Annotated in this window: 8 protein-coding genes; all 8 read left to right on the top strand. The window is 41.1% G+C overall.

What is annotated here, in order from left to right; translation table 11 throughout:
- Positions 1-965 (top strand): T9SS type A sorting domain-containing protein (locus tag ACESMA_RS15135; protein WP_372949689.1); only part of this gene is annotated, 965 nt, incomplete at its 5' end.
- Between the two features lie 406 nt (positions 966-1371).
- Positions 1372-2499 carry a DUF6600 domain-containing protein gene (locus ACESMA_RS15130; protein WP_372949688.1) on the top strand — a complete coding sequence of 376 codons (1128 nt, stop codon included), beginning with the start codon at positions 1372-1374 and terminating at the stop codon, positions 2497-2499.
- Positions 2500-2516: 17 nt separating this feature from the next.
- On the top strand, positions 2517-2987 hold the full coding sequence (locus tag ACESMA_RS15125) for a universal stress protein (protein ID WP_372949687.1): 471 nt from the start codon (positions 2517-2519) through the stop codon (positions 2985-2987).
- Positions 2988-3164: 177 nt separating this feature from the next.
- Positions 3165-4223 carry a class I fructose-bisphosphate aldolase gene (locus tag ACESMA_RS15120; protein WP_372949686.1) on the top strand — a complete coding sequence of 353 codons (1059 nt, stop codon included), beginning with the start codon at positions 3165-3167 and terminating at the stop codon, positions 4221-4223.
- Between the two features lie 594 nt (positions 4224-4817).
- Positions 4818-9803 (top strand): translocation/assembly module TamB domain-containing protein, encoded by a 4986-nt coding sequence (locus ACESMA_RS15115; RefSeq protein WP_372949685.1) that lies wholly within the window; start codon positions 4818-4820, stop codon positions 9801-9803.
- Positions 9800-12112, top strand: a complete 2313-nt coding sequence (locus tag ACESMA_RS15110; protein WP_372949684.1) for a BamA/TamA family outer membrane protein — start codon at positions 9800-9802, stop codon at positions 12110-12112. Before ACESMA_RS15115 ends, ACESMA_RS15110 begins: the two co-directional genes overlap by 4 nt.
- A 278-nt stretch (positions 12113-12390) precedes the next feature.
- Positions 12391-13209, top strand: coding sequence for a flagellar motor protein MotB (locus ACESMA_RS15105; protein ID WP_372949683.1), 819 nt, complete (start codon positions 12391-12393; stop codon positions 13207-13209).
- Positions 13210-13386: 177 nt separating this feature from the next.
- Positions 13387-13896, top strand: a complete 510-nt coding sequence (locus tag ACESMA_RS15100) for a sigma-70 family RNA polymerase sigma factor (protein WP_372949682.1) — start codon at positions 13387-13389, stop codon at positions 13894-13896.
- The last annotated feature ends 76 nt before the right edge of the window (positions 13897-13972 follow it).

The raw sequence follows: 13972 nt of genomic DNA, 5'->3' as shown, positions 1-13972 counted from the left end.
ACCCAACCATCGGTTATGTTTCACTGGAACATACCTTCGATATCGGCAACACTTCATCTGCCGAGATTTATGAAATCTCACTTGGCATAAACGGGTATTATACCAACAATGCTAATTGCTCCGATGCTACTATTATAAATATTTACAAACCGGAAGGAGATTTCATAACCGGTGGTGGATTTATTATTGAAGAAAACTCGTACGGCATTTATTCTGCAAATGGCGGAAGAAAAACAAACTTTGGATTTAACGTAAAATTCAATAAAAAAGGAACGAACCTCAGTGGAAAAATGACAATTATTGTCCGCAGACTGGAATCGGATGGAATTGTACACATATACCGGTTTAAAACCAATGCAACCGAATCGCTCGGTATTAACCTGGGAGGTGAAGGAGAATGTGATTTGGCAGAATTTACCAGTAAAGCCAATTTAACGGATGTTACTGACCCGCTAAACCCAATTGAGATCATGGGTAATCTGCAGTTACAAGCCACATTAACCGATTGTGGAGAACCGGGAAGCAGCGACAAGATAGGCGTTACGATCTGGGATGGAAATATCCTCCTTTTCTCTTCCAACTGGAATGGAGTTGAAACTATTGAACAGTTGCTCGACGGAGGTAACCTGAAAGTACAGTCCGGTACTGATGTGGGTAGCAGTAGTCAATCAAAAAATAATAAATCTGCATTGCTGCATTCACCCGAAAGCTTCAAAAGTATTGATATTAAAGTTTATCCCAATCCTTCGCGCGGACCGGTTACCCTCGATTTTGGCTCAACCGGGATTCAGAATGCCGAGGTAGTTGTAATAAGCCTCACCGGTGCTGAAGTCTTCCGAAAAGAATACAAGATGACCACTAAAGTTCAGTTGGATATGTCGGATTACATCAGCGGATTGTACACCATTCGAATGAATCTGGATGGGAACCACTTCACACGTAAGCTGATATTAAAAAATGAATAGTTAAAAATTGAATACAGGAAAACAGGAATCTTCGGGTTCCTGTTTTTTTTTATCCCTGGTAAAGTATCCATTTATATCTATCCGGTAATTCCCGGTAAAGGGAACAATATTTTCAAGCTGAACTCCTTTCAAACCACCGATTTCGGCTTCCGCGATTTTGAAATTGGAAAACCGGCGCCGGTAGTTTTCCGATGAAAAGCGTATTTGATGAGCCTCTAAAAGTGGGAATGATGTAAAACAATTCTGAAAATGTGTAACAACTCCCCTCCCCTTATAGCCTAAATTTACACTGTAAGTTGTGGACCGCAATCTTGTTTGAACCACAGGTTAATGATTTAAATCAGGACCAGGGTTTTAACGATATTACGGAATCCTTTTATTATCAGTAAATTTTAATCAATTTGCCATGAGAACAAAAATGAAGTTTTTAATAATAACAGTTGCACTGGTTATATCTGCCGGAGTATTTCAAAAACAGGCTTCAGCTCAGTACGAAAATGTCAGTTACCAGGTTTTTTATGACCAGTTAAGCCCTTATGGCCAATGGTTAGATTATCCAAATTACGGTAATGTGTGGATACCTGACGCTGGTCCAAACTTTTCACCCTACTCAACCAATGGTTACTGGGTTCACACCCGGTATGGCTGGACCTGGATGTCTGATTACAGTTGGGGCTGGGGGCCATTCCATTACGGGCGATGGGATTACGATTCGTTTTACGGCTGGCTCTGGATACCAGATTACGAGTGGGGACCTTCGTGGGTTAACTGGAGACATTCCGGTGGCTACTACGGATGGCAGCCAATGCGCCCCAGGTACGGCATATATTCCGGTATCTACTCCGACCAATATGGCTACAACGATCACTGGATATTTGTAAGAAACAACGATTTTGGGAGACACGACATTTACAATTACTACGTTAACCGCTCTGATTACATGCGGATTATGAAAAATTCATCGGTTATTGATAATACAAGTTATGACCGCCGGCGAAAGATTTCTTACAACTCAGGTCCCAATAAAAGCGAGGTTGAAAGAAATACCGGAACCAGAATCAGGTCTGTTAATGTGCGGGATAATGATATGCCGGGGCAGGAACTAAAAAACAACCAGTTGCGTTTGTACCGGCCGCAATTCAGGGAACCCGTTGAGGGGGAATTGCTTCGCAGGCCGGTGCGTGGTGATATTCCTCAAAACAGGCAACTTCCTGTTGATGGAAACAGGACTATTCAGCAACAACGCGAATCTGTTCCGGAATATGCCAGGCCTGAGCGTCAGAATATTCCCGAAAATCAGCAGATTAAAAGAGGTGAGACTGAAAGGGTACAGCCAACAACTCCCCCAAGAATTCCGGCAGAAACCCCAAGGCGCCAAAGTCAGCCGGTACGTGAAACTCAACAGATAAACAAAAGTGAAAATGTGAAGGTGCAAACTGCCCCGCCAGCAAGAGTTCCCTTAGAAACTCCGAGAAGAACCAGACAGCCGGCGCCGGTAACACCAGTTAAAGAAAGAAAATCGGAACGCAGATAACAAATAACAAAAAGAAAATGAAAAAGGTATTGATTGCGTTGGATTATAATCCGACATCACAAAAAGTAGCAGAAATTGGGTATGCAACGGCAAAAGATATGAATGCAGAAGTTATTTTGCTTCATGTAATTACAAATCCTGAACATTATTCCTCACCCGAATATTCTCCCATAGTGGGCATGCAGGGTTATATGGATACCAGTCAGATTCAATTTGACAGTGAAGAAGGATTGTCCAAGGCATCCCGGCATTTTCTCAATCAAATAAAACATCACCTCAACGATGAAACCATTCATACTATGGTCAAAGAGGGCGATGTGGCTGAAACTATTCTGGAGGCCGCAAAAAATAAGTCGGCAGATATAATTGCCATTGGCTCCCGTAGCCAGAATTGGCTGGAAAATGTGTTACTGGGAAGTATTACTGAAAAAGTGATAAAGCACACCCACATACCTCTGCTTATCATTCCCATCAAATCGGAGGAATAAAATTTATTTACATAAAAAATAATACAAATGAATAATTTATTTAGAGGATTAATAGCAGGTTTAGGTGCCTGGAAACTTGGCGGAGGATGCCTTGGTACTATTGTAGTTTTTGTAGTTCTCTGGATCATACTTGGGCAATGCAGTTAAAACTGCTGAAAATGGAAAAAAATTGAGATTTTGAATAAATTTGGTAAAATTAATATCGACCCAATGGAAATAAAAGAACTTATCAGTACAGCCAATTCGATGGTGGCAAACCACAAAGGACTGCTGGCAATGGATGAAAGTTTGCCTACCGCCAACAAACGATTTGCAAAATTAGAAATACCCCAGACTGAGGAAATGCGCCGGGTTTACCGGGAATTGTTGGCTACAACTTCTGGCCTTGGAGAGTTTATCAGCGGTGCCATCCTTTTCGACGAAACCATTCGCCAGAAAACAAAAGACGGCAGGCCCATTGTTAAAGTCCTTGCCGATGCTGGAATAATTCCCGGAATTAAGGTTGATACCGGGGCAAAAGAAATGGCAGGCCATCCCGGTGAAAAAATTACAGAAGGCCTCGACGGTTTACGCGAACGTCTGGTTGAATACTACCAGATGGGCGCCCGGTTTGCTAAATGGCGGGCGGTGATTACAATCGGCGATAACATTCCTTCCCGCGCCTGTATGGAAGCCAATGCCCACGCTCTGGCCCGGTATGCAGCACTGTGTCAGGAAACAGGATTGGTTCCCGTTGTGGAGCCCGAAGTACTGATGGATGGCAACCATACTCTGGAGCAATGTTTTGAAGTAACTGAAGAAGTGCTGCGAACGGTTTTTAATCAGCTCTTTGTGCAGGGGGTAATACTGGAGGGGATGATTCTGAAACCCAATATGATAGTTCCCGGATTAAAATGCCCGAAACAGGAAACAGCCGAAAAAGTGGCCGATGCAACCGTAAAATGTTTTTTGCGTGCCGTTCCTGCCGCAGTTCCCGGGATTACCTTTCTATCGGGGGGCCAATCCGCTGAACTGGCTACAGACCGCCTAAATGCCATGAACCAGCGGTTCAAATCAAAGTTGCCATGGGAGTTGTCGTTTTCTTATGGCCGTGCACTTCAGCAACCTGCTTTGGAAATATGGCGGGGAAAAAATGCAAATGCAGAAAAAGCACAAAAAGCCCTTTATCACCGGAGCAAATGCAATTATGCAGCCCGCCGGGGGGAATACACTTCCGAAATGGAAAAGGAAGTATGAATTAGTGTGCTTCTAAATTTTGTATTTCTAATTTTTTTGACGTTGTCAGCCCCGATAGCTATCAAAATAATTGCCTTATTAATAAGGTAATAAGGTTAGTTTTCCCCTGTTCGCCTTTTACTAAGTTCCCCCCGGTATTTGAAACGAACATCAAAAAGAATAACTTAAAGGCAACAGGTGCAGCGCACCCTGATATTTGTAGATTGAGATTTGAATGATACCATGAAGGTGCAGCGCACCGTAACATAAGAGATATTGCGGTGCGCTGCACCTTCTTTCTAAATCTATAGCATTTGTTCTACAAATATTATCGCGACGCTATCGCTTTCTGTTTTAGTTATATAGTAGGTTTGATGGAAAAAATAAGGTTTTTTTAAAAACAGAAAAACCTTATTTTCAATGTATTAACCTTAGTAAAAAAGTTATACATTTGATTTTTACCTTATTACCTTATTGTTCTACGATAAAACCCTCTTAATAATAGCGAATGTGTGAATAATACAACTCTTTTCAATAGTTATGTAACACAAATACCGGTAAAAGTGCTCAACTTCGCCTGAGCTATATATAAATTTTTTCTTTGTCATTATCAGCATGAGTAAGTCCGGTAGAATTATAAAACGAATAGTCAGGGTGGCCTTATGGGTGGCCCTGGGTTTTGTAATGCTTTTTATTCTGGTTGCCCTGCTTATTCAGATTCCCTCCGTTCAAAATAAAATTGTTGATTATGCCACTTCTTATGTAAGCGGTAAAACCCATACCAGGGTGGAAATTAAAAATGTGGGCATCTCATTCCCCAAAGCAATCGTTTTGGAAGGAATTTACCTGGAAGATACCCAATCCGACACTTTAGTTTATGCCGGAAGGGTAAAAGTTAACATAGCGCTTTACGACCTGTTTTCAAGCAAAATAAACATTAGCTCATTGGCTCTGGAAGACGCTACCATCAAACTATACAGCACCCAAACCGAACCGCTGTTCAACTACAATTTTCTGATAACAACATTCAGCAATAACACCAAACAGGCGGATAAAAATACGTCCGCCCCTACCAAATGGACATTCAATCTCGATAAGGTAAAACTGAAAAACGTGTTGTTCACTTACAATGATGTTCATGGCGGAATAAATGTATTCGCAGCCATACCAAATTCGGATATCAGGGTTATGGAAATCGCTCCCAAAAAATCGGTATATGCATTTAATGAGCTGCTTTTAAGCGGATTAACAGTTGATGTACAGAGGACTGAAACAACAAACACATCATCATCAAAAAACCAGAAAAAAATTCTGCCCAAAGTATCCGCAAAAAAACTACAGATAAACAATTCCTCGGTCAAATATGCCGATTCAGTCAGTTTTATTTCGGTTATTTCGGTAATAGATGAATTAGGGCTGGCAGATGCTTTGATTGACATACAAAAAGAACTTTTGGTTTCTGACCGGTTAATCGTAGCGAAAAGCGATATTCAATACCACAATTTCGAGCCGGAACTTTTAACCGGTTCAATGGCTGCAGATTCCCTTTCGTCTTCAGGAAACAACTGGAAAGTTACAGTAAACCAGATGAACATAACCGACAATGATTTTATTTACCAGGTTGGCGATGTTGCTGAGGCAAAAAATGAATTTAACTCCGACTATTTGAAATTCAGGCACATGTCCTTTGATGCAAAAGATTTCTATTATGATAAAAAACTTATTAAAATAGCTGTGGAAGAATTCAGTGCAGTTGACCAGAATGGATTTGTAATCAACAGCCTTTCAACAAATTTTAGTATGGATGAAACTTCCATCACTGCGGATAAATTAAAACTAAAAACCCCCCTCTCAACCATTGATGCCGATTTTTACGTTCAGTATTCCACACTCAAAACGTTTACGCAGGATTATGAATTCAGCAACCTGAACCTGGTTATGCGGAATGTGAACTTTAAAAATCCCGATGCTCTCTATTTCAGTAACGACCTCATCAACGTGCCATTTTTTACTAACCTGACGAACACCACTATGGTAAGCGGGACCGTAAGCGGACCGTTAAACAACCTGACCGGAAAAGACCTGATAATAAAAACAGGTGAAAATACTTTGGTGGAAACAGATTTCAGTATTGCCGGATTGCCCGATGTTAAAAAAGCTTTTTACAATTTTCCAAACCTGAAAGTCAATTCAGGTAAAAATGATTTGGAAATGCTGGCAGGTCCGTCAATTCCGGAAAATATTGAATTGCCTGAAAATCTGAATTTGGAAGTTGTTTTCAACGGAAAAATCACGGCATTTGAATCAACTATTGATTTGACCAGCAGTTTTGGGGCCATTAACCTTGATGCAATGGTTGACAAGGATGAAAATTTCAGTGGTATTATTAGTGTAAACAGTTTTGATGCAGGCAGGCTTCTCAAAGATACTGTTCTTTATGGGCCAGTTTCTTTAACCGCCGAAGTTGAGGGACAGGGGTTGGACAGCGAAACTGTAATGGCCGATATAAAAGGCGAAGTAACGGAATTATACCTCAACAGATATACATACCAGAACCTGACATTAAATGGAACTCTTGCCGGACAGAATTTTTCGGGAAAAATAAATCTGGATGATGAGAATGCAATATTCAATTTTGAAGGTTTCGTGGGATTGAAGCCTGGAGAGGAATTCTACCAGTTCAGGTTGGATGTACCCGGGGCCGACCTTCAGAACCTCAACATTACAAAAGAGGATATACGAGTTGGGTTGGTTGTAACGGCAAATTTTGACGGCAGAACTGTTGATAAATTGTATGGAAAAGTTGGAATTTCGAACCTTACAGTGGCTCAGGGTGAACGGGTTTATGTGCTCGATTCGCTTATTTTATCTTCTGTAAATGAGCCGGGTAAAAGTGAATTTAATATTAGCAGTCCGCTGTTGGATGCAACTTACTCGGGGACCATTTCTCCGGTAGATATTCCATCGGAACTTACGCGTTTTATCAACCATTATTTTTCATTATCCGACACTGTTGGAATAGCCGTAGAAAACAAACCATCTGATTTTAGTTTCGAGATTCAGCTTCATAATCATCCCATTCTTTCACAAATTATTTTGCCACAGCTAAATGTGTTTCAGCCGGGAATCATTCAGGGAAGTTATAACAGCGAAAGTCACGACCTGAAACTAAATGCAACCATGAACAGAATTGTTTATGGAACAACAGAAATTGCTGATCTGGTTATTGATGTAAAATCTGATGTTTCTGAACTGGTCTGGTCGGCGTCAAGCAGCACGGTTTCAAATGATCTGGTAAAACTGGATAACTTTCTTATTGATGGTAAGATGTCAGACAATACCATGCTTGCCGGCCTTTCGTCAATTGATGATGACCAAAGAAAAAAGTTTGTAATCCGTTCGCAAATAACCAAATCGGATGGCAACTACAAACTTGCCTTCGAGCCTGACGATTTCCACCTGATGTATAATCAATGGGAAATAGACCCGGAAAACTATATAGAATTTGGTGACGAAGGGTTTTTAATACATAACCTGTTTATAAAAAATGAGGTAAGTCAGGTCAGAGTCGCTTCTGTAAATCAGCAGTTTAATGATGACCTGAATATTGAACTCAATAATTTCAAACTGGATGATATTTCCCGGATTATCGAAAAAGATACAAGTTTTGTAAAGGGAACGGTGGATGGACGTGCATTGCTTAAGCGGGTAAACAATTCTTATGGAGTAATTGCCGATGCAAAAATCGGCAACCTGCTGGTCAGAGAGGTTCCGGTGGGCGACGTAACCATTAAAGCAACCAACCCCGAAACCGGAAGATTTGATCTGGATGTGAATTTGTCGGGGCCTGACAACAACCTGTCTGCCGTGGGATACTTTATGGCCGATGGCGATAACAATTCAATACATGTAAAAACAGCCATTCAGTCGCTTTCGATGAAAACCATCGAGGCATTTTCAATGGGACAAATATCCGAAGCTTCGGGAACATTGTCAGGAGATTTAACCATTCAGGGAGCTGCCGGTTCACCTGATATTACCGGTGACCTGGTTTTTAATGATGTGTTTGTAAATCCGGCAGTGCTGAATAACCGGCTTCACCTGAGTAATGAAACCATTCAGTTTAAATCCGGAGGCATTTATTTTAATTCGTTTACCCTGTCCGATTCCCGTCAGAATAAAGCAACTATCGATGGTTCTGTTCAGATGAATAAATTCAGCGATTTTGTTTTTGCCCTGCGGGTAGAGGCAACCGACTTTTTGTTGCTCAACACCACCTCGCGTGACAATGAAAATTACTATGGTCGCATGATCATCGACAGCAGAATCAATATAAACGGCCCAATGGCTCAATCGGTTATCAACGGAAATGTGCGAATTAAGCGGGGTTCCAATTTCACTTTTGTTGTTCCCGAAGACAGGCTTACTACCGATAAGGGTGAAGATGTTATTGAATTCAACAGTCCTGAAACTATGAGTCCGATTCTTTACCGCGATGTGAAACCGGAAGCGCCGGCAACAGGTTTTACGGGATTTGACCTGTCCACCATTGTTGAAATTGATAAAGAAGCAACTTTGCGGCTTTTAATGGATCCAACATCCACCGATTCGCTGGTGGTGAGAGGCGAAGCTGCTTTGAGTTTTTCGATTGACAGAAGCGGAAAAATGAGCCTTACCGGAGCCTATAATTTAGATGAAGGTAGTTATCTGGTGTCGCTCGAATCGGTGGTCAAACGCAAATTTGACATTTTGCCCGGAAGCACCATCATCTGGAACGGCGATCCATTGGATGCTGTAATAGCTATCAATGCAAGATATACAGTAAGAGCTGCGCCATACGACCTTGTAGCTTTTCAAATGTCGGGAATGACAGCGGCTGAAAGCGGTGGCTATAAACAACAGTACCCGTTTTGGGTGTTGTTAAATTTGAAAGGCCCGATTCTGCAACCTGTTATAAGTTTCGAAATAGAACTGCCGCCTGATGAAAAAGGAATTTTAGGGGGCGCTGTAAACCAAAAGCTGAACTTGCTGAACGAAGATGAATCGGCGCTGAACAAACAGGTTTTTGCCCTTTTGGTGCTGGGCCGCTTTATTCAGGAAAATCCATTGCAAACGGAATCGGGTGGCACTTCAACTCTGGTGCGCTCAACGGTAGGAAAATTCTTATCTGCCCAGTTAAATCAGTTGACTTCGAAATTAATACCCGGTGTCGAGATGAATTTTGATATCCAATCGTACGAAGATTATCAGGGGGGCCAGGCAGAAGGCCGAACCCAGGTGGAAATTGGCCTAAAAAAACAACTTTTTGATGAACGGCTTTCGGTTCAGCTCGGAGGCACCATTGATGTGGAAGGGGAAAGGGCCAGGCATAACCAGGCAACCGACATTGCCAGCGATGTTCAGATAGAATACCGGTTAACAAAAGATGGCCGCTACCGGCTAAAAGGGTTCAGACATAACCAGTACGAAGGAGCAATCGAAGGCCAGTTGGTGGAAACCGGAGTTGGAATCGTTTATGTCCGTGATTTCAGCCGTTGGAAGAATTTTTTCAGAAGGCTGAAAACGAAAAGTGATTCAATCCAAATCGAAGAAAAGCCATGAAACGAAACATCCGAAATATCAGCATTTCTATTTTTGCCTGTTTGCTGCTTTCGGCATGCAGCGGGTTAAAGCATTTGCCACCCGGTGAAAAGCTTTATACCGGCGCCGATGTTGAACTGAAATACAACGAAAATCTGAATAAAAAGAAAACAAGATTTATTGAAAATGTTGCTAAAACCGGCATTCGCCCTGAACCAAATAAAAGTTATCTGGGAATGCGCCCCCGGTTGTGGTTGTATATGGTAACCAGCGACAACCCACATACCTGGTTTGGAAAATGGCTCAGAAAAAGAGGAAAAGCACCGGTATATCTGAGCCATGTAAAACCAGGAGCAACTTCCGGCATCATAGATGCGCGGCTGTTTAATATTGGCATTTTTAACGGGATTACCGGTTATGAGGTTGTTGAGAAAGAACACAAAGCCAAAATAATCTACACCAGTTATATTCACAAACCTTATACATTTGGCGAACAAACTTATGCCATTACTGACGACAGTTTGAAGCAGGCAATACTTTCAGAAAAAGAAAAAACCTTGATAAAACCTGGCAATGATTATAATCTCGAACTTTTGCGCGCCGAAAGAAGCCGGATTGATGCCGTGCTGAAAAACAAAGGGTATTTCTATTTCAATCCCGACTATTTGCTTTTTAAAGCCGACACATCCTCAGCCGACCGTGTCGTATCAGTCCAACTTACATTAAAAGACAGTATTCCGGATGAAGCACTGACAGTTTACAGCATCAATCGTGTTTTTATTGATCAGGATTACACCTTAACCGAGGAAATTTCAGACAAATATGCAGACACTTTGCAATACAGCAATTTTGTGTTTCGGGGCTCAAATTCAAATCAGAATATCAGGCAGCGGGTTATATTAAAATCGGTTTATCTCAGGAATGGCGAAGTCTATTCGAGGCAAAATCATAACATTACGCTAAACCGGTTGATGTCGATGGGTAATTTCAAATTTGTGCAGGTAAAATTTGCCGATAGCGATTCAACCGCTGCAGGTTTGCTGGATGTGGATATTTTGATGACCACCATGCCCCGCAGAACATTCAGGGCAGAAATGGATATGGTGTCGAAATCGAACAATTTTGCCGGGCCGAGGATAAACCTGAGCCTGTTGAACCGGAATACATTCAGAGGAGCCGAGTTGTTAAACCTGAACCTGGGAGGATCATACGAAGCCCAACTGAGCGGTAAATCCGAAAACTTATATTCCTATTCCTTTAATCCTCAGCTCGAAATCACTTTTCCGCAACTGCTTGCTCCTTTTAATCCCGGCACTAAAAACAGCCTCTTTATACCCACTACACGGTTTTCGCTTTCCTACAATTATCTGAAAAGGGTAAACTATTTCGATATGCAGACTTTTCAATTGGGTTTTGGCTACCGGTGGAGAGAAAATATAAGGAAACAGCATGATTTTAGCCCGGTAAGTTTAAGTTTTACTTCACTGGCCAATGAATCTGATGTTTTCAAAGAGTTGCTGGCAGCCAATCCGTATTTAAAGAAAAGTTATGAAGAGCAGTTTGTAGCCGGTGCCAACTATTCGTTTACTTACAACGAGCAGGTTATGCCGTTTAAAAAAATGCAGTTCTTTTTTCAGGGTACGGCCGAAACGGCAGGAAATGCATTTACACTGGCAAAGATAATCGGCGGCGAAAAACCCTCGTCCGGGAATCCGGCTACCATAGCAGGTTCCATCTATTCCCAGTTTGCCAAACTGAGTACCGATTTTCGCGGTTATTATACGCTTGATGCAAACAACAAGCTGGCCATGCGTTTTTTTGCCGGTGTGGCCAAACCCTACGGAAACTCTTCTATACTGCCCTATTCAAAGCAGTTTTTCAGTGGCGGCGCCAATAGCCTGCGTGCGTTTCAAATCAATTCTGTTGGGCCGGGCACTCACTTTCAGGATGGAAGCACCAGGGGTTTTCTTCAGTTGGGAGGCGACATTAAGCTCGAACTAAACGGAGAATACCGCTTTACCATTTACCGGTTTTTCAAAGGCGCCCTTTTTGCCGATGCCGGAAATGTGTGGTTGCATAAGTCGAGCCCTGCCAGCATTGGAAGTCCGTTTGTGTTTTCGCAGTTTATGAATGAAATTGCTGTAGGCGCAGGTGCTGGTATCCGGTTCGATATTTCTTTCTTCCTTTTGCGGTTCGATCTGGCCTTTCCGCTAAGAAAACCCTGGCTCGAAGAAAACCACCGCTGGGTTGCCAAACAGATTGACTTTGGCAGTTCTGCCTGGCGAAAAGACAACCTGATTCTTAATGTGGCCATCGGATACCCGTTTTAATGCCTTGACAATAATTTTTGTGTTTTTGTCAAAATATTCAAATATCAATCATGAAATAACAAATAAATTCCAATTTCGAAAATTCAAAATTCCAGGTAAGATGAAGATTATTGGAATTTAATGAATTGACATTTGGAAATTTTTTGTGATTTGTTTTTTGTCAATTGTCATTTCTTGTTCAGGTGTGAATTATGTAATTAATATTTCAAATTATGTAACATTTAATTTTCCAAATGTTCTCACCTTACTTTCATTATTATTCACTTAAAAAGTTCAAAATGAAAAAATCGATTTACCACCTTACTTTTATTGCCCTGATAGTTGGTTTGGCATTTACATCCTGCGTATCGGGCAAAAAATTTGCAGCCTCCGAAACAAGAGCAGATGAGCTGCAAATGGAGAAAACAACAGCACTGAACCAACTGAATGAAAGCAAAATGGCGGAGATGAAATTAAAAGATGAAATGGCTTCCCTTCAAAAAGAAAAAGATACATTTCAAAAAGAATATAATGCCATTCAAAATGACCTGATGTTGCTCTCTTCCGAATCAAATATGACCATCAGGGACCAGGCCACGCGCTTAAAAGAACTTCAGGATATTATTCAATCTCAAAACGACAAAACCACCAGTCTGAAAAATTCAATTTCAAAAGCGCTGTTAAATTATAAAACAGACGAATTGAATGTTTACCAGAAAGACGGAAAAGTTTATGTTTCGCTCGAGGAAAAACTGCTGTTCAAATCGGGCAGCGATGTGGTTGACCCGAAAGGGAAAGAAGCGCTAAAATCGCTGGCAAATGTACTGAACAGCACCAACGATTTCACAGTGGACATTGAAGGACATACAGATGATGTTCCTATAAAAACCCAAAGATTTAAAGATAACTGGGATTTAAGTACCGCCCGGGCTTCATCCATCGTTCGTATTCTTACCAAAGATTATGGTTTTGATGCGGCGCGTATTACAGCTTCCGGTAAAAGCGAGTTTCACCCGGTAAACCTTAACAAATCAGTTGAAGATCGCGCAGGAAACCGCAGGACTGAAATTATTCTTTCGCCTGATTTGCAGGAGATATATAAGCTTTTGTACCAGTAAAATTTTATTGCTGGTATTAAAAAGCTGCATCACCGCACTCCAGTATTGGGGTGCGGTGTTTTTTTGTTAATGTGTGAATGATGTAAATCCAGATGAAAATTGTGTAAGTAGTGAACCTGCAAATTAGCTTATTTTTATGGGATTGATTTATGATTTGCATTTAAAAATTAAAACGTAATGACCAAAATTCAATTCAATAACGCACTTAATAATTTTAGGGACAAGCTGTATTATTATGCACTCCGTTTAACATCCGATGCGGAACGCGCAGACGATTTGTTGCAGGAAACCATGCTGAAAGCGCTGACTTACCGCGACAAATTTAAGCAAGACACAAATTTCAAAGCATGGGTTTATACCATCATGAAAAACACATTTATTAATGAATACAGAAGGAATTTAAAAACAAGAAACACGTTCGATAATTCAAACAACGATTTCCATTTAATATATTCAAACGATAAAGTTTATCCGGCGCCCGATTCTTTTTACCGTTCCAAAGAAATACACAACAGCATTGATGCGCTTGAAGACGAATACAGAATCCCTTTTACTATGTTTTTTGAAGGATACAAATACAAAGAAATAGCGGAAGAGCTTGATTTACCCCTTGGTACCGTTAAAAGCAGAATCTTTTTCACCCGACAAAAGCTGAAAAAATCATTGAAGGAATATTCGGATAATTAATACTAATCGGGTGTCGGATTAAGTATGAATTGCAGGAATTGTCATTGCGGGTTTTTGCCTGATTATTTTTGTTAGG

This window comes from Mariniphaga sp. (assembly GCF_041687215.1).
GTDB lineage: Bacteria > Bacteroidota > Bacteroidia > Bacteroidales > Prolixibacteraceae > Mariniphaga.
Note: the sequence above shows the minus strand (reverse complement) of the source record. Positions and strands in the feature narration are given on the sequence as shown.